This is a genomic window from Sphingorhabdus sp. EL138 (assembly GCF_900258045.1).
In the GTDB taxonomy this organism is placed as follows: Bacteria; Pseudomonadota; Alphaproteobacteria; order Sphingomonadales; family Sphingomonadaceae; genus Parasphingorhabdus.
In genome coordinates this window covers 25,718-43,400 of record NZ_OGVD01000002.1, presented here as the reverse complement: position 1 = coordinate 43,400, position 17,683 = coordinate 25,718, and the positions used below count along the sequence as shown (strand labels likewise).

Here is a 17,683-nt window from a genome sequence, read left to right as displayed (position 1 = left end):
CTAATACAGAGGTGAAGCGATTATCAAACAAGCAATTGCATGGATGCGTCTCCATCCTTACGCCTCAGGCCTTATCGCTATTGTCGTCCTGGCAATCCTGTACAAGATCATTGTCCCTTCCGCGCAGACATATGAGTATGTCACCGAACCGGTATCCCGGGGCGATGTTGCGCGCATCGTATCTGCCAGCGGGAAGTTGCGGGCACTCAACACCATCAATGTAGGATCGGAAATTTCAGGACAAGTCACCGACGTCTATGTTGATTTCAACTCACCGGTCACAGCGGGTCAGGTGCTCGCCAGAATCGATCCTACCCGTATTGAAGCGCGCGTTACCCAGGCACGGGCACAGGTGGCCTCGGCTCGTGCGACGCTGGCACAGGCCGAAGCCTCGATTATTCGAGCGCAAACCGACTATGAAGTACAAAGCCGCGAATTTGAACGACAGCAGCAATTGGCCGATAAAGGCTTTGTCTCCAAAGCGGGTATTGATCAGGCGCGCAATGCGCTGGCCAATGCCCGGGCGTCACTGAGTACGGCAAAGGCACAAGCGCAAAGCGGGCGCGCACAAATTGCGCAAAGCGAGGCTGAACTATCCTCCGCCCAGCTCGATCTCAATCGCACACGGATCCTTGCGCCAACCAGCGGCGTGGTGATCAACAAGCTGGTCGAGCCCGGCACCACGGTGGCTGCCAGTTTCCAGACGCCCAACCTGTTTGAAATCGCCGCCGACACCAGCCGTATGCAGGTCGAAGCCTCAGTCGACGAAGCGGATATCGGGCAGGTTCGGGTGGAGCAGCTCGTGCGCTTTACCGTGGACAGCTATCCCGACGACACATTTGTCGCCAAAGTAGGACAGATCCGGAAATCGGCCACCGAAGAGCAGAATGTGGTTAGCTATCTCGTCATCCTTGATGTCGATAACAAGGAAGGGAAGTTGCTGACCGGCATGACGGCCAATGTTGAAATAGTCACCGGGACAAGAGCCAATGTGCTGCGCGTTCCAGCACCCGCCATCCGCTTTCGCCCGCGCAAAGATGACCGGCCCGATGAAGACGAAAAAGGTCAGAAGCCGGTTTCCAAAGATAAATCCAAGAACCGTACCGCCAATATATGGTTGGCCAGCGATGACCCTTACAAGCCGGACCCACGCACCGTTACCATTGGCCTTGCCGGAGAAGATTTTGTCGAAATCATCAAAGGGGTGACGGAAGAAGAGAAAGTCCTCGTCCGCTCCAAGAATCTCGAAAATGAAGAGGACGAGGAAGAGGACGAATTTGCGCGCGGGAACACTTAGATAATGGCCCTTGTTGAAACCCAGGATCTGGTCAAAACATATGAGCTCGGCGGCGAAACGGTGCGGGCAGTTGACGGGGTTTCGCTGTCCATCGAACGCGGTGAATATGTTGCCATTATGGGGGCAAGTGGCTCCGGCAAATCAACCTTCATGAACATGATTGGTTGTCTGGATATTCCAACATCAGGTATTGTCCGCATCGATGGTATTGCGACGAGTGATCGCGACAGTGATGCTCTGGCCGAACTGCGCAACCAGAAAATCGGCTTCGTATTTCAACAGTTTAATCTGCTCGCGCGCACAACCGCGCTCGACAATGTGGCAGTACCGCTCATCTATGCCGGTCTTGGTACGGAGGCGCGGCGAGACAAAGCGAAGGCGAAACTGGAAGAAATGGGACTTGGCGACAGGCTGGATCACAGTCCGGCCAAATTATCGGGTGGTCAGCAACAACGTGTAGCGATTGCCCGTGCACTGGTCACCGATCCAGTGATTCTGCTAGCCGACGAACCGACCGGCGCACTCGATAGCAAGACGTCCGAAGACATCATGCAGATTTTTGAAAGTCTGAACGAACAGGGCATCACCATCATCGTCGTTACCCATGAAGCGGAAATTGCCGGTCATGCTAAACGACGCATAGAGTTTCGCGATGGCAAGGTGATTGAAGATGTGGTTGTGAACAATCGCCAGAAGGTCAGTTCATGATCGGCAATTTCAGACAACAGGCATCCGGATGGCTGGTCAATGTCGCCATAGCGATGACGGCGCTGCGCACCAATTTGATGCGCTCGATACTCACCACGCTGGGCGTGATGATTGGCGTGTTCGCCGTAACTTTGGCGGTGGCGGTTGGTTCCGGCGCGCAGGTGTCGGTGATGCAATCAATCAACGCGCTGGGCTCCAACATGGCGCTGATATTTCCGCAGCCAGATACAGGTGAAGGCGGACGGCGCTCCTTTGATCGCGGACGGCTGACGATGCGTGACGCGCGCGCGATCCAAAAGCAGATTAGCGGAATTGATGACATCGCCCCACAACTGCGCTCAAACATTCAACTCATTGTCGCCGGACGCAATGCTTCAACCAATGCCGTTGGCACGACTCCGGGCTATGGTAAAGTCTCCAATCTTGTCGCCGAGAACGGTCGCTTCATTAGCCAAGCCGATGTCCGCTCCGCTGCACGTGTCGTAGTACTCGGCCCCACGGTCGCACGAAAATTATTCGGTGATTTTGATCCGGTTGGCGAGACTATTCGCATCAACCGCGCGCCGTTTACTGTCATTGGCATTACCGAATCCAAAGGATCGAGCTTTGGCAATGATAATGATGATATCGCGCTGATGCCGATCAGTACGATGCGCCAACGATTTTCCGGGGGCTCCCTCGCGGGCCCCGATGACTTGCAAATGTTGTTTGTCGGCTTTCAGGATGGAATATCGCTGCCGGATGCGAAGCGCGAGATGACAAAATTGCTGCGCGAACGCTATCGGGTGCGGGGCAAGGATATCAACCCGTTCACCATTCGCACGACCGAGGAATTCATGAAAGAATCCGCCCAGGTCACCGGAATTTTCCAGATCGTGCTCGTCGCCATTGCGTCTATCTCACTGCTGGTCGGGGGGATTGGTATCATGAATATCATGCTGGTCAGCGTCACCGAACGGACGCGTGAGATCGGGCTGCGCATGGCTTTGGGTGCCAAGCGCAGCGATATCCGCAACCAGTTTCTGGTCGAAGCGGCGGTGCTTTGCGTGATTGGCGGCGCTATGGGCCTGATACTCGCTATAGCAGGCGGCACGGCGCTGACTGTCTATGCCGATTTCCCGGTTCCTATCGGCGTTGGGGTCGGCGTTGGTGCGATCATATTCTCTGCGTTTATCGGTTTGCTATTTGGTGGTTACCCGGCCGTGCGCGCATCGCGCCTGTCGCCAATCGAGGCTTTGCGCACCGAATAATTCCGGATTGCCTTTAGGGGTATAGCGATGATATCAATGTGCAACTCGCAACTGGCGCGATAGGGTGGTTCACCACCGGGGAGCGGGTGCATAGTCAAAGATGCAATTTTCAGTCGGGCGCCTGGGCATTTCTTGAAACGAAGGAGACATGCTCATGGCCGACACACAAAAACCTTTCCACATCGTCTTTCTGTTATTCGACGGTATCACCCAGCTTGATTTTACTGGACCTGCCCAGTTTCTGGCGCGCATGCCGGGGGCTGTGGTGCACACCGCAGCCAAGGCAGTGCAGCCCATTCAAACCGATAGCGGCTTTGCGATAATGCCAAATACGAGCCTGGCCGATTGTCCGCAGGCCGACCTCCTTTGCGTCCCGGGCGGCTTTGGCACGCGCGATGTCATACAGGATGACGAGACACTGCAATTCCTGCGCGATCAGGCAGCGGAGGCGCAATATGTCACCTCGGTTTGCACCGGTTCACTGGCATTGGGTGCGGCGGGATTGCTGGAAGGCAAACGCGCAACCAGCCATTGGGCCTATACGTCCTTGCTCGAAAAATTCGGCGCAACCTATGAAGCCGCTCGAGTCGTCAAAGATGGCAATGTCATTACCGCCGGTGGAGTCACCTCGGGTATCGATTTTGCCCTGACCGTGATCGCCGAAATTGCCGGACAGCAATTTGCAGAGGCTGTGCAGCTGGGGCTGGAATATGATCCCGACCCGCCATTTGATAGCGGTAATCCCGCCGTCGCCGATCCCAAGCTGGTCCAACTGCTCAACGATCGCAACTATGGCGACGTCCTGAAAGAGTTGCAAAAGGTGATCGACGCTAGCTAAACAAATAGAGGACTTGGGGCTCCGCTTTCGTCATGGGCATCACAAGCAATTGATGACCCAATATAGAAAGCCGATAAACTGACCGACGCCGCGCCAACCTCCAGCAAAACCGCACCGCGCAGGATTAGTGAAACGAAATTGTTTCTCTTTTCCATGGCTTGTGCCGTGGCGGTCGCAAACGGCTATTATATCCATCCGCTCATCGCGCCCGTCGGAGACGATTTTGGCGTGAGCGGAACATTTCTCGGGCTGGTGCCCGCTTTTAATCAGATCGCACTGGCGCTCGGGATACTGCTGCTCTTGCCGCTCGGTGACCGGATCAACAACCGCAAGCTTGTCATCACCTTTGTCGCAGGCCAGTTTCTGGCGCTACTTGCCATGGCGACGGCGCAGGATTTCCGCCTGTTCGTCGCCGCATCTTCATTGCTCGGCTTTGCGACCATCACGCCCTATTTGCTGCCCGCCTATGTCACCAAACGGGTGCGGCCAGATCGCATCGGTCATGTTACTGGCATCATGACCGCTGGGATCACGGTTGGTTTGCTCGGCAGCCGCGCAGGTGCGGGTGTGCTGGGGCATTATTTTGGCTGGCGATCCGCCTATTGGGTTGGCACCGCGCTGACCTTCCTGTTGCTCGTCATCTTGCCGCTGATCATGGAGAAGGATGAAAAGCTGCGCGATGATAGCGAGCCTCAGGAAAGTTACGGCACACTGATCGCCTCGCTCTGGCCGATAATCAGGACCATGCCGGACGTATTGCTAGCAGGATTGCTTCAGGCCTTGTCGTTCGGGTTTTTTCTGGCCTTATGGCTGGGCATTGGATTGCATATCACCAGCCCGCAAATGGGTTATGGGGTCGATGTTGTGGGCTATCTCGCGCTACTGGCCGGGATGAATGTTTTTATCGCCCCCTGGTCCGGCCGGCTGGCAGACCGGATCGGTGCCGAAAAGGCCCGCATGCTATTTGCCATCGCCCAGTTGATCGGCGCGATTTTGCTTATATTTGCAGGTAACAGCCTATGGATATTGATCCTGCCGATCCTGTTCAGCAACTTTGGCGGTGCGTCAATGGATGTCGCCAATCGCACGATCCTGTTTGGTCGAGACCCGGAAATCCGCACCCGATTGATGACCATTTACATCGTCATCATGTTTACCGGCGGAGGCCTGTCGAGCTGGCTGGGCACCGCCGCCTATGCCTGGGGCGGTTGGGACGCAATTGTCGGGATATCAATTGTCTTTGCGACCCTGATCATGGGCTTCTCGCTCTGGGGGCTGCGGTTGCGACCTAAAGCTTGACCAATACCTTGCCGATATTGCCGCCGGTAAAAAGCTTGTCATAAGCAGCCAGCACATTCTCAATGCCCTCGGTCACGTCAAAGGGCGTATCGATCAATCCCTGCTCCAGCCAGTCCTTTAGCTGCGCTGTTAGTCGCTCGCCCTGATCCATGAAATCGGGCGAGAAAAAGCCTTCGACACGCAGCCGCTTCATCAGGATCTGGTCAAAATGTCCCGGCCCCTGCCCGCGCCCGTCGCCTTTATATTGGGCCAGCAATCCGCATAGTGCGACGCGGCCGTAAAGTGCCATATTGGGCAGCACCTCGTCCAATATCGGCCCGCCAACATTGTCGAAATAGGCATTGATCCCGCCCTCGATTTTTGCCAGCTCCGCAGCGATATCGTCATTTTGATAGTCGATCGCCTTGGTGATCCCGAGTTCTTCCTCCAGCCAGCGACATTTGTCCGGCCCGCCTGCCAAGCCATGGACATTAGCTCCCAAAATTTTCGCAATCTGGCAAGCCAGCACACCTGTCGCACCAGCCGCTGCCGAAACCAGAACATTATGCCCTGCCTGCACCCCGGCCGTCTCCTGCAGGCCCCAAAGCGCGGTCCAGCCGTTGAACCCAAGCACACCAAAATACTGTTTCATATCGCTAATATTGGCATCGACCTTCACCAGCCCGGCAAGCTCCGGCTCGACCACAGCATGTTCGGCCCATTGGCCAAAACCGCGCACGAGATCGCCCTCGACAAATCCATCATGGCGCGACGCAGCAACATAGCCCAGCACGAGGCCAACCATCTTGGTGCCCAATTCCAGCGGCGGCTGATAGCTGTCCTCCCGCTCGGTCATCCACATGCGGGTGCCAGCATCCATGGAAAGATAGGCAGCTTTAACCAGCACTTGCCCCTCGGCCAGTTCCGGCATCGCCTCGCTCTCCAACGACAGCGCGCTGGCGACATCGTCACCCTCAGGGCGCCTGTTCAATTGCCAGAAACGATTTGTCGTCATTGCCTGCCTCCCCTTTTTCAGGGTGCAGTCTAGAGCAAATCCTGCCGCTCGATATTATCTGTATTGGCAGGGAGAATGAACAGCATGCCATCCTTTCCCACTACGATTTTTCCGCCAAAGCCGGCAGTGACGCCTTGCAGATAATAGGGTTCCAGAAGGCTGATCGGTACCGCCGGAACGATATGGGAGAAGACCAGCATTTTCGCTTTGGCAGCCTTGGCCGATTCCGTCACCTCGGCGGGTGTGGCGTGATAGTCGGGAATATCCGCCATGATCTTCTCAAGCCGCGGTCTTTTGGCTTTTTTCATCGCCGCTTCGGTAATCGCAACCATCTCGGCGTTCAGCACTTCATGCACCAATATGTCGCAACCGTTACAGGCCTTTTCGACCGTGGCGCTTCGCGTGGTGTCACCGCTAAACACGATAGACCGGCCTTTATAGTCGAACCGGTAGCCAACTGCCGGCACAACCGGTTCGTGATTGACCGTAAAGGCCGTGATTTTCAGGCCGTCCTGATCATAGACAATCTGCTCGTCATCGTCCGCGGGCAAGGCGAAAGACTGCGCGATCCCGCCGATACCGGAGGGCGGCATGATATCTTCGCCATGATGCGCCACGCGGTAGCCGGCGTCGGCAGCATAGGCGGCATTTATCCCGTCAACAATCGCGGCCACACCCTCGGGCGCAATGACCGGCAATGGCGCGTCATGGCCGCCGCCAGCCCAGCGCTGCAACAACAGCTCGCCCATGCCGTCAATATGGTCGCTGTGAAAATGGGTAAGCAGCAACGCTTCGACCCGGCCCGGGCTCAGTCCCATTTCACCCAGTCGGCGCACCGCTCCGCCGCCTATGTCGACAATGAACATCTTGCCGTCGATCATCACCGCTGAACAGGGGCCAGCGCGACTGGGGTCCGGCAAGGGCGACCCGGTTCCGCAAAGGGCCAGATGCATGCCTTCGGGCAAATCACCTATAACGTCTCGGCTAACGGCGCTTTCCACGGCATTGGCAAAAAGCCGGGAGCCTATTTCAGCGCGAAGAAGCCATAGGGCGCTGGCAAGAACACCGATTCCGACGGCCAAGCCCCATAGCCAACGCTTGCTGAAAATCTTCGATCTGTCCATGCAATCCTCCGGCCGTCTTTATAGCCCTAACATTCGACCAGATTGACCGCTAGGCCGCCTTGCGATGTTTCCTTGTACCGTTCGCTCATGTCCAGACCGGTTTTGCGCATGGTTTCAATGACTTCATCCAGGCTGACGCGATGGGTGCCATCGCCCATGATCGCCAGCCGCGCGGCTTCAATCGCTTTGACCGATCCCACGGCGTTGCGTTCGATACACGGCACCTGCACCAGCCCCGCCACCGGGTCACAGGTCAGGCCCAGATTATGCTCCATGCCAATCTCTGCAGCATTTTCGACTTGCAGCGGCGTGCCACCCCAGGCCGCGGTCAAACCCGCCGCCGCCATGGAACAGGCGACACCAACTTCGCCCTGACAGCCGACTTCTGCGCCAGAGATCGAGGCGTTTTCCTTGAACAATGATCCAATGGCAGCGGCGGTCAAAATGAATTTTTCTACACCCTCGACATCGGCCTGCGGCGAAAAGCGTTCGTAAAACCGCAAAACCGAGGGCACGATTCCCGCTGCACCATTGGTCGGGGCGGTCACGACTTTGCCGCCCGCTGCATTTTCCTCATTCACGGCCAGCGCCCACAGGTTTACCCAATCGAGCACCGTCAGCGGATCGGACAACGCACGCTCCTGCCGCTCCATCAAGCGCGCATGGATCAGGGGCGCCCGGCGTTTCACGTTCAGTCCGCCCGGCAAGATTCCCTCTGATTTTATACCTCGATCAATGCAAGCCGACATCGCATCGGCAATCTGGCGGATGCCGATGCCGATTTCTTCATCGGTTTTGGCGGCGCGTTCATTGTTGCGCATGATATCGGCGATGCACAGGCCTTTTTCCTCGGCAATTTTGAGTAGATCAGCACCGGAGCAAAAGGGGTGCGGCACGTCCCATAATCCACTTTCCGGATCATTGGCACCGATCTGATCCTCATCCAGAATCGCGCCACCGCCAACGGAATAATAGACGCGGCTGGCGAGCTCTTCCTCGCCTTTGAAGGCCGTGAACCGCATGGCGTTGGAGTGGAAGTCCAGCCGCTTACGTTGATCAAATATAACGTCCGTATCTTCGTCAAAGCCGATAGCCTGCGTGCCCTTCAGCTGGATCCGTTTCTCGCTCCTAATCTGTGCAACCAGAGCATCGGCGGCATCCGGTTGTATGTTTTCCGGGACCTGGCCCGATAAGCCCAGCAAAATGGCACGATCAGTCGCGTGTCCCTTGCCAGTAAGCGCAAGCGAGCCAAAAAGCTTGGTCTCTGTCCGTGTGACCTGATCCAGAATCCCCTGATCCGCAATCCGCGCAACAAAGGTAGCAGCCGCAAGCATCGGCCCCATGGTATGGGAACTCGAAGGTCCGACGCCGATTTTGAACAGCTCAAATGTGCTGCACACCATTGTCTGTTCTTCCTCCTTACATCCAGGATAGCTTTACCGCACGATCGTAAGTTGCGGCCAATGAAAAAATCGCAACGGGCGATCCCGCAAGTGTTACGTGGCCCAGCGCTTTCCCTAGGGTGCTTTCCCTAGGACACTTTTTCTTTCGCGATCCATTGATTGACCTGCTTTTCCAATATGTTCAGCGGCACCGAGCCGCCGCCCAATACGGTGTCATGAAAACCTCTGATATCGAAATTTTCGCCCAGCTCTTTTTCCGCCTTGGCGCGCAGTTCCTGGATTTTTAGCATGCCGATTTTATAGCTGGTCGCCTGTCCCGGCATGACCAGATAGCGCCGTACTTCGCTGCGCACTGCTGTCTCTGGAATAGGCGAGTTGGCGAGGAAATATGCCACAGCCTTCTCTTCGCTCCAGCCTTTTGTGTGTAGTCCTGTATCCACAACGAGCCGGATCGCGCGCCATATTTCCGTAGTTAGCCGGCCAAAGTCGGAATAGGGATTTTCATAGGCCCCCATTTCTTTGGACAACAGCTCGGAATAGAGCGCCCATCCTTCGCCAAAGGCCGGGATATAACCGCCCTGTGCGCGGAATTTCGGAATGCCTGTCAGTTCCTGCGCAATCGAGCTTTGCATATGATGGCCCGGGTTGCCTTCATGATAGGCAATCACTTCCAGACTGTGGATCGGCATGGCGCGCATGTCGGACAAATGCGCATAATAGGTGCCGGGGCGGGTGCCGTCCGGTGTACCCGGCCGATAATGCTGGGCCGCGCCATCCTGTTCCCGAAAGGGCTCGACCCGTTTCACGACCAGATCGGCCTTTGGCAGGGTACCGAAAAAATCCGGCAAGCGGGTTTTGATAAATGCCAGATGCTTTTCGGCGGTATCGATATAGTCCTGTGCGCCCTTGTCATCTTCAGAGAAATAGAACTGATCATCTTCACGCAGGAAGGTGAAGAAGGCTTGCAAGTCGCCTTTAAATTCCACCTTGTCCTTGATCGCTTCCATCTCGCTGCGGATGCGTGCGACTTCGGATAGGCCGATGGTGTGAATTTCCTCCGCCGTCAGACCGGTCGTCGTCTGATTGGCCAATCGGTAATTATAAAAGGCTTCGCCATTGGGAAGTTCGGACACACCAAAGGGTTCTGCTTTCGTATTTGGCAAGTCCTGCTTGAACCAGGTGATGATCCGCTCATAGGCTGGCTTCAGCGAACCGGTGAGCGCCAGCCGCGCCTGCTCTTTGAATTCGTTCGAGCGGACTTGCGTAATCGTACCGGCTTCCACAAGCGCGGCCAATTTGCTCTCAGTCGCCTCCCAAAGGGCCGACGCTTCGCCAGTATCAAAAGGCGTGCCAGTGGTGATTTTCTCGGACTGCTTGATCACCCCTTCATAGGCGAAGCGTGGCGGCCGCGTTCCGGATTCCGCATTGGCCTGCGCGCGCGTTAGCAGTTGGTCGAGCGCCCGCGCACTGCCTTTGAGCCGCTCGATAAAGGCGACCATATCAGCCTCGCTAGCCACGCGGTGCTGGTTGATCAGAAAGGTCGGGAAGAATGATTGCTGACCGTTAAACTGATGCAGGACATAGCCATTTTGTCGAAACGCCACGCCGGCCTCCGCCTGCTCGAGTCGGAACAGCCACATGTCCCAGGATATCTGCGCATCCGGCGTTAACTTCTCATAGTCAAAGTCACGCTTCAGCTCGGCCGTCGCCTCTCGCATCCATGCAAGCTGGCGGTCTGCGGCTTCGATCGAATAATCATCAATCTGGTCATAAGCGGTCCGGCGGCCCAACAGGGTCTGGCGGATCGGACTAAAAGCCAGCTGTTCTTCAAATTTTTTGTCAAACCAGATGTTGAGACGATCCGTCTCTGTCTCCATCGCATCCGCGACTGCCGGCGCAGCATTTTGGGCATGAACCGCAGGAGCCGCTACTGCGAGTCCGGCCAATGTGGTGGAAGCCAATATGAGTGTGAGAAACTTGGTCATGCCGCTTAATCCCCGTGCAAGAAGTTACGTTGGCAACGACATGGCACAGTCCGAACGCTTTGGGAATATCTAGGAATATCTGTACTTGCTATACACCTAAAGATGGTGCGTGTTTGAGAGTTGATTTGGATCAACGCTCTATGTCGCTGCATCGACCATATTTCACCTGAAAGGTAGGTCAGCGATGGCGGCGGAAAACAAGTCTGAATTGCATCAAATCACGCAAGCAGAATATCAGAAGCTGGAACGGCTGATATCTTCAATCGATAGCAAAGCCGCACTTTGTAAAGATGAAGATAACACGTCTATTAAAGATGTTGTTTCGCACCGAGCGCATTGGATTGAGCTATTTTTCAATTGGTATTCCGACGGAATGGCCGGGAAAACCGTATATTTTCCCGCCGAAGGTTATAAGTGGAATGACCTAAAGCGCTACAATGCCGAATTGAGAAAAAGGCAGAACAATATCAACTGGGAGGAAGCCGTCCTGGCGTTAAACAAGAGTTACGAAAAACTCTTGGATTTTATTGAGACACATTCAAATCGTGATCTGTATGATGGCCCGATGAAGGGCGCGAACAATAAATGGACACCTGGTCGTTGGGCGGAGGCGGCAGGTGCGAGTCACTTCCGATCAGCATCAAAATATGTGCGAGCGCGGCTGAGGGAGCTCAAACGAGGATGACGCACTGAATATTGCCGTTAGAAACAAAAAAAGGGGCCGGAAGTTTCCTTCCAGCCCCTCGTATTTTTTCAGCCTTAGCTGAGCGCCTGAACGGCTGAGCTGTTTAGAAGCCCATGCCGCCCATGCCGCCGCCCATGCCGCCCATGTCAGGCATTGCAGGAGCGCCGCCGCCAGCATTGTCGTCCGGTGCGTCGGAGACAGCGGCTTCAGTGGTGATCAAGAGACCGGCAACCGAGCTCGCGTCCTGCAGAGCAGCGCGCACAACTTTGGTTGGGTCGATCACGCCAGATTTGACGAGATCTTCGTACTTGTCGCTAAACGCGTTAAAGCCAAAATTCTTGTCTTTCTGATCGAGCAATTTGCCAGCGACAACCGCGCCGTCAAAACCGGCATTTTCAGCAATCTGACGAACCGGAGCCTGCAGCGATTTACGAACAATGTCGATGCCGCGGGTCTGGTCGTCATTATGGCCTTCGAGACCTTTGAGAGCAGAGGTTGCATAAAGAAGTGCGGTTCCGCCGCCAGGGACGATTCCTTCTTCAACCGCAGCGCGGGTTGCATGCAATGCATCGTCAACACGGTCTTTCTTCTCTTTCACTTCGACTTCGGTTGCACCGCCGACTTTGATCACGGCAACACCGCCAGCGAGTTTCGCCAGACGCTCTTGCAGTTTTTCTTTGTCATAGTCGGATGTAGTGTTTTCGATCTGCGTACGGATCGCTTCAACACGGGCCTTGATGTCCTTCGACTTGCCGGAACCATCAACAATGGTCGTGTTGTCTTTGTCGATCGTGACGTTTTTCGCCTGACCGAGCATGTTCAGCGTAACGCTTTCCAGCTTGATGCCGAGATCTTCGGAGATCATCTCACCTTTGGTGAGGATCGCGATATCTTCTAGCATCGCTTTACGGCGATCACCGAAGCCAGGAGCTTTCACGGCTGCGATTTTCAGACCGCCGCGCAGTTTGTTGACCACGAGAGTTGCCAGCGCTTCGCCTTCAATATCTTCGGCAATGATCAAAAGCGGACGTCCAGCTTGTACAACAGCTTCCAAAATTGGGAGCATAGGCTGCAAGTTGGTCAGCTTTTTCTCGTGGATCAGGATGTATGGATTTTCGAGGTCCGCAATCATCTTGTCCGGGTTGGTGATGAAATATGGCGACAGGTAACCGCGGTCAAACTGCATGCCTTCCACAACGTCGAGTTCAAAGTCGAGGCCCTTGGCTTCTTCAACCGTTATAACGCCTTCTTTGCCCACTTTTTCCATCGCTTCTGCGATTTTCTGGCCAACTTCTTCGTCACCATTTGCAGAGATAACGCCAACCTGAGAAATCTCGGAGCTGCCTTTGACGTTCTTGGAACGCTTTTGCAGATCAGCAACAACCTTATCAACCGCCTGGTCGATGCCGCGTTTTAGGTCCATTGGGTTCATGCCAGCAGAAACGGACTTCATGCCTTCCTTGACAATCGCCTGCGCCAAAACGGTCGCGGTGGTGGTGCCGTCGCCAGCAACATCGTTGGTTTTCGATGCAACTTCACGAAGCATCTGGGCGCCCATATTTTCGAACTTGTCTTTCAGTTCAATTTCCTTGGCAACCGATACACCATCTTTGGTGATGCGCGGTGCGCCAAATGATTTGTCGAGAACGACGTTGCGGCCTTTAGGACCAAGGGTTACTTTTACAGCATCAGCCAGCGTGTTGACACCGGTCAGAATGCGTTCGCGTGCGTCGCGACCAAATTTTACGTCTTTAGCAGCCATGTTATTTTCCTCTGCTTATGAGAATGAATGTTTAGTGAAATGCAATGCGACTACTCGATGATACCGAGGATATCGCTTTCTTTCATGATGATCAGGTCTTTGCCTTCAACGGTGACTTCCGTGCCGGACCATTTGCCGAACAGGATCTTGTCGCCTTTTTTGACGTCGAGCGGTGTTGACTTGCCATTGTCGTCTTTCAAACCATTGCCAACAGCAACAACTTTACCTTCGGATGGTTTTTCCTGAGCGCTGTCAGGAATGATGATGCCGCCAGCGGTTTTCGTGTCCGCGTCTACGCGGCTAACCAGCACACGATCATGTAGTGGACGAAATTTCATAAGTTTGCCTTTCTTGTCCAAATTTACTTTCCTGCGGCCCCGCTCCTTTAGCCCGGGCCATCAAGATATATTCAAATGGAGGATTAGCACTCCCTTGAGTCGAGTGCTAACGACGCTCATATGGGCTATTCTGAGCGATCGTCAAGGCTTTCCCGCAAAAAATTCGAAATCTTTTTGCAAGCTGTATCCTTTAGAAAAAAGCCATTTTCGGAAAATCCCGCACCAGTTTTTCCGGACTTTGGAAAAAGAGATGTAACCAGCCGGGTCCTTCCACCGAAACACATGATGAGCCTGCACGACAGGTTCGCCCCTATTACCCAATCTCTAAGAGAGGAAAATCAAATGTCCAACTCCATGATCAAAGCCACTGCCGCTGCTGCTGCCCTCGCCGCTGCTGCGACTATTGCGATTTCGCCAACCACTGCCGTTGCGGCTGGTGCCAAAGAGAAATGTTTCGGTATCGCGCTGAAGGGCAAGAATGATTGTGCCGCAGGACCAGGCACAAGCTGTGCCGGCACTTCAACCGCCGACTATCAGGGCAATGCCTGGAAATACACCGCCAAGGGCGCTTGTGTTAAAGCCGGTGGTTCGCTGACCGCGAAAAAAGGCAACAAGAAGCCAGTACCGCAGAGAGGTTAAACCACCTTCAATCACGTTCAAGCCTCTGGCGCGAAACGTGATTCTACGCTAAGTTTTGTGGATGCTACCTCTACTCAAACCTCAAATTTTGGTCTGTCCGTTATGAAGACGCCTGTGCCTCACTCCCTCCCTCCATCAGGTGGCATAGGTTTGAAGTCAGTACATTATAATGATGTATTGTCCGAAGAAGTCGGATCAAAAAAACCCGGATGGGTCGAGGTACATCCGCAGAATTACTTCGGTGATGGCGGCCCGCTACACCGTTGGCTGACCGCCATCGCCGAAGACTATCCTTTGAGCTTTCACAGCGTCGGACTTTCGCTTGGCTCAGCTGATGGTCTGAACCAATATGATCTCGATAAAATTGCCGATCTTTGTAATCGCTACCAACCAGCCATGGTTTCCGATCATCTGAGCTGGAGCGGTAACGCCCATGATCGCTATCCCGATCTGCTCCCCATTCCCTATACAGAAGAAGCACTCAATCATTTCGCCGCAGAGATTGGCAAGGTGCAGGACCGGCTAAAACGGCCCATATTGGTCGAAAACCCGTCGCGCTATCTCAGCTACCGTGATGACGAGATGAGCGAGACTGACTTCATCTCGGCCCTTTGCAAAAAGTCTGGCTGCGGCCTGCTATTCGATGTCAATAATGTCGAAGTCACCGCTACTAATGTCGGGCTGGATATGGAGGCCTATATAGATGCCATTGATCCGGATATTGTCGGGGAAATGCATCTTGCTGGCCATGCACGTGAAGAGCATGACGATGGTCCATTGCTGATCGACGATCATGGCTCGATTGTCAGCGATATCACCTGGCGGCTGTATGAACGCTTCATCAAACGCGCTGGGCCCAAGCCCACATTGATTGAATGGGACACGGATATTCCCGAATATAGCGTGTTAATGGCAGAAGTTTCAAAAGTTGAAACGGTGCTGAACAGCCATGTTTTACAAGATGAACAGCATGCCCTCGCTAGCTGACGGCCAGTCTCGCTTCATCGCTTGCCTGCAAAAAGGCCCGACCCATTTCCCAGATGACCTATTCAGCGAGAGTGCGGAACGAGCGCTTCTGGGCCTGAAGGCTCATGCCAATACTGTTTCCCATGCACGGCTCGTCGCGCTTGAAAACGCCTATCCCAAATTGCACGAACATATGGGACATGAGCCTTTTCACGCCATTTCTCGAGACTATATCGAGCAGGACCACATCCTGACCTGTGACATGAACAGTATCGCCGCAGATTTTGGGGATTTTCTCGCAAAACAGGGGTTTAGCGAAACCGAAGTGGATCTGGCCCGGATAGAATGGGCGTGGATCAAAAGCTACCATAGCGCCGAGGCTACGCCGCTTGCGCTTAATGACATTGCGACACTGGATGAAGAAAGCCTTCTCGGCCTTGAGATCGGCGCGCATCCCGCAATGCGGTTGGTCAACCTGACCGGAGCACTTTCGCCGGAGCTGGCAGAATTAGGAGATGGCACGCCTGATGCACTGATGGTCGCACGCCCAGAAGCTGAAGTTCTATTTCACCCGCTCACCCAGTTAGAACACGATATTGCGGAAAAAATTGCAAATATTTCAACTATGGGTAACCTTTTGGCAGCAGCCATCGAACTGGATGGTGAAGACACTGCAATGGAGAGGATCATAAAGCTGATCCAAAGCGGCGTGATAATGAGAATATAATGAATGATTTAACGGGGTAACCGAAATGATGAACCTGATTAAAAAAGCAATTGGTCTAGTAAGCGGCGCTTTTCCAGAAGCGATCGCGCTCCTCTTTGCCCGCGTGGCACTGGCTGGCATATTCTGGCGCTCTGCCCGCACAAAGGTCGAAGATGGCAGTTTTCTGACGATGAAAGAACTGACCGTCGATCTGTTCCGTGATGAATATGGCATGCCTTTTCCCGAAATCACCGGTTTGATCGCTACCTATGCCGAGCATTTCTTCCCGATTCTACTCGTATTGGGTCTTGCAACCCGCTTTGGCGCGGCCGGGCTGCTAGTCATGACCTTGGTCATCCAGTTTTTCGTCTATCCTGAAGCTTGGTGGTCCGTGCATATTATCTGGGTAGCCTTGGCACTGGTCCTGATTACGCGTGGCGGCGGCCTATTCTCCCTCGACAAGCTGGTCGGCGGGAAACTGGGCTAAGCTGGGAAGCCGGGGAGAGTAGCCATGATCGCCAATGAAGAAACATTGCGCCATTTAATGGTCAAGGCGCAGGGCGGCGACAAACAATGTTATGCCAGTCTGCTGACGGAGTGCGAGAAATGGCTGCGGCGCTATTATGCGCGCAAGATCAATCCGGCGGAGGTTGATGACCTGGTGCAGGAAACGTTGATCTCGTTGCACAAAAAGCGGGCCAGCTATGATCCTACCAAAGCGTTCTTGCCCTGGCTCGCCGCCATCGGACGTTATCGCTGGATTGACGGCCTGCGCAAAATCTATCGCCACGAGCATGGCGAACTGAATGAAGAACTGGTTGCCGATCCACAGGATGAGGACGTAACCGCCAAGGTGAGCTTGGAACGTTTATTGGGAATGATCCCTGATAAACAGGCCGATGTTATCGCCATGGTAAAAATTGAGGGACTAAGCATTGCCGAAGCCGCGGCAAAAACCGGCCAGTCGGAATCACTGGTGAAAGTAAATATCCATCGGGGGCTCAAGAAAATGAGCGCCCTTATCGAGAGTGAATGAAATGAGTGAAGTAGCAAATAGCCTGATCGATGACCTGGTCGATGATCTTGCACCGGTCCGTACCCTGAAACCTTCAGGCGGTATGGCGGTGACAGCGATCCTGATGTTGGCCGTCTCTTCCAGTGTCGCCTTCTTTTTGGGCGTACGCGGTGATCTGGCGATGGGCATGGCTCATCAGATGTTCTTCCTGCGCAGCGGCGTGCTCTTGATGCTTGGTATTGCAACGGCTTTTGCAGCAGCCAATATGGCTCGACCCGGTGTTGGCAATCTCAATCGCGGTTGGATTTGGGCGCTGGTTACGGCAGCTCTATTCCCGCTGACAGCAGCTATCATGAGCGCGATCAACATGCCGCCAGTAGAAGCGTTGCGACCCACTGAAGGTCTGCGCTGCCTGACGGTCAGCATGATGTCAGCTTTGGTCATTGGCGGCGGTCTGACCACCTGGTTACGCCAAGGCGCGCCAACCTCTCCGGAACGCGCTGGCTGGCTGGTCGGCATCGCATCCGGCGCTCTGGGAGCGGCTGCTTATAATATTTTCTGCCCGTTTAACGACATTTACTATATCGGATTATGGTTCACCCTGCCGGTACTGGTCAGTGCTCTGATCGGAAGATTTGTCGTACCGCATCTTATCCGCTGGTAATTTCCGGCAG

19 protein-coding genes and 1 riboswitch are annotated in these 17,683 nt (G+C 54.4%); of the genes, 12 read left to right on the top strand and 7 right to left on the bottom strand.

Annotation, left to right across the window (positions count from 1 at the left end; genetic code table 11):
- The first annotated feature begins 43 nt into the window (after window positions 1-43).
- The 4 genes from DK507_RS03570 (at window position 44) to DK507_RS03555 (ending at window position 4,093) form a co-directional block, all read left to right on the top strand.
- Complete coding sequence (locus DK507_RS03570; RefSeq protein ID WP_109354924.1) at window positions 44-1,297, top strand: efflux RND transporter periplasmic adaptor subunit; 1,254 nt, start codon at window positions 44-46, stop codon at window positions 1,295-1,297.
- A 3-nt stretch (window positions 1,298-1,300) separates the two neighbouring features.
- Entirely contained in the window at window positions 1,301-2,005 is a 705-nt protein-coding gene (locus DK507_RS03565) for an ABC transporter ATP-binding protein (RefSeq protein WP_216822328.1), read from the top strand.
- On the top strand, window positions 2,002-3,255 hold the full coding sequence (locus DK507_RS03560) for an ABC transporter permease (protein WP_109354921.1): 1,254 nt from the start codon (window positions 2,002-2,004) through the stop codon (window positions 3,253-3,255). Before DK507_RS03565 ends, DK507_RS03560 begins: the two co-directional genes overlap by 4 nt.
- Before the next feature lie 37 nt (window positions 3,256-3,292).
- Window positions 3,293-3,389: riboswitch (ZMP/ZTP riboswitch) on the top strand.
- 20 nt (window positions 3,390-3,409) lie between these two features.
- Window positions 3,410-4,093 (top strand): DJ-1/PfpI family protein, encoded by a 684-nt coding sequence (locus tag DK507_RS03555; protein ID WP_109354918.1) that lies wholly within the window; start codon window positions 3,410-3,412, stop codon window positions 4,091-4,093.
- On the opposite strand, the gene DK507_RS17760 is transcribed toward DK507_RS03555, so the two are convergent.
- On the bottom strand, window positions 4,090-4,248 hold the full coding sequence (locus DK507_RS17760) for a hypothetical protein (RefSeq protein ID WP_162558876.1): 159 nt from the start codon (window positions 4,246-4,248) through the stop codon (window positions 4,090-4,092). The two genes, DK507_RS03555 and DK507_RS17760, sit on opposite strands and share 4 nt — an antisense overlap.
- Window positions 4,249-4,258: 10 nt before the next feature.
- On the opposite strand from DK507_RS17760, the gene DK507_RS03550 reads away from it, so the two are divergent.
- Window positions 4,259-5,392, top strand: a complete 1,134-nt coding sequence (locus DK507_RS03550; RefSeq protein WP_162558875.1) for an MFS transporter — start codon at window positions 4,259-4,261, stop codon at window positions 5,390-5,392.
- Here the strand turns inward: DK507_RS03550 and DK507_RS03545 are convergent.
- From DK507_RS03545 to DK507_RS03530, 4 genes are all read right to left on the bottom strand, one after another.
- Window positions 5,382-6,386: an NADP-dependent oxidoreductase gene (locus tag DK507_RS03545; protein WP_109354915.1), complete on the bottom strand. Its 1,005-nt coding sequence runs from the start codon at window positions 6,384-6,386 to the stop codon at window positions 5,382-5,384. The two genes, DK507_RS03550 and DK507_RS03545, sit on opposite strands and share 11 nt — an antisense overlap.
- A gap of 29 nt (window positions 6,387-6,415) precedes the next feature.
- Complete coding sequence (locus tag DK507_RS03540) at window positions 6,416-7,510, bottom strand: MBL fold metallo-hydrolase (RefSeq protein WP_109354914.1); 1,095 nt, start codon at window positions 7,508-7,510, stop codon at window positions 6,416-6,418.
- A 26-nt stretch (window positions 7,511-7,536) separates the two neighbouring features.
- Window positions 7,537-8,913, bottom strand: a complete 1,377-nt coding sequence (locus DK507_RS03535) for an L-serine ammonia-lyase (RefSeq protein WP_109354913.1) — start codon at window positions 8,911-8,913, stop codon at window positions 7,537-7,539.
- A gap of 128 nt (window positions 8,914-9,041) precedes the next feature.
- Window positions 9,042-10,898 carry a DUF885 family protein gene (locus DK507_RS03530; protein WP_109354911.1) on the bottom strand — a complete coding sequence of 619 codons (1,857 nt, stop codon included), beginning with the start codon at window positions 10,896-10,898 and terminating at the stop codon, window positions 9,042-9,044.
- A gap of 184 nt (window positions 10,899-11,082) precedes the next feature.
- On the opposite strand from DK507_RS03530, the gene DK507_RS03525 reads away from it, so the two are divergent.
- Window positions 11,083-11,583 (top strand): ClbS/DfsB family four-helix bundle protein, encoded by a 501-nt coding sequence (locus DK507_RS03525; protein ID WP_109354908.1) that lies wholly within the window; start codon window positions 11,083-11,085, stop codon window positions 11,581-11,583.
- A 103-nt stretch (window positions 11,584-11,686) separates the two neighbouring features.
- On the opposite strand, the gene groL is transcribed toward DK507_RS03525, so the two are convergent.
- Window positions 11,687-13,345, bottom strand: a complete 1,659-nt coding sequence (gene groL / locus DK507_RS03520) for a chaperonin GroEL (protein WP_109354907.1) — start codon at window positions 13,343-13,345, stop codon at window positions 11,687-11,689.
- 50 nt (window positions 13,346-13,395) lie between these two features.
- The gene (gene groES / locus DK507_RS03515) at window positions 13,396-13,683 is read right to left on the bottom strand and encodes a co-chaperone GroES (protein WP_109355504.1); all 288 of its coding nucleotides are present in this window, start codon (window positions 13,681-13,683) and stop codon (window positions 13,396-13,398) included.
- 342 nt (window positions 13,684-14,025) lie between these two features.
- Here groES and DK507_RS03510 point away from each other — a divergent pair, with 342 nt between their 5' ends.
- The 6 genes from DK507_RS03510 to DK507_RS03485 all read left to right on the top strand — a co-directional run bounded on the left by DK507_RS03510 (window position 14,026) and on the right by DK507_RS03485 (window position 17,673).
- Window positions 14,026-14,322, top strand: a complete 297-nt coding sequence (locus DK507_RS03510; protein WP_109354906.1) for a DUF2282 domain-containing protein — start codon at window positions 14,026-14,028, stop codon at window positions 14,320-14,322.
- A 150-nt stretch (window positions 14,323-14,472) separates the two neighbouring features.
- Window positions 14,473-15,309, top strand: coding sequence for a DUF692 domain-containing protein (locus DK507_RS03505; protein WP_254054248.1), 837 nt, complete (start codon window positions 14,473-14,475; stop codon window positions 15,307-15,309).
- Complete coding sequence (locus tag DK507_RS03500) at window positions 15,293-16,015, top strand: putative DNA-binding domain-containing protein (RefSeq protein WP_162558874.1); 723 nt, start codon at window positions 15,293-15,295, stop codon at window positions 16,013-16,015. Before DK507_RS03505 ends, DK507_RS03500 begins: the two co-directional genes overlap by 17 nt.
- A gap of 25 nt (window positions 16,016-16,040) precedes the next feature.
- A complete protein-coding gene (locus DK507_RS03495; protein ID WP_109354904.1) occupies window positions 16,041-16,481 on the top strand; it encodes a DoxX family protein in 441 nt (146 codons plus the stop codon).
- A 24-nt stretch (window positions 16,482-16,505) separates the two neighbouring features.
- On the top strand, window positions 16,506-17,030 hold the full coding sequence (locus tag DK507_RS03490) for a sigma-70 family RNA polymerase sigma factor (protein ID WP_108811366.1): 525 nt from the start codon (window positions 16,506-16,508) through the stop codon (window positions 17,028-17,030).
- 1 nt (window position 17,031) lies between these two features.
- Window positions 17,032-17,673, top strand: a complete 642-nt coding sequence (locus DK507_RS03485; protein WP_109354901.1) for an NrsF family protein — start codon at window positions 17,032-17,034, stop codon at window positions 17,671-17,673.
- Window positions 17,674-17,683 lie beyond the last annotated feature (10 nt).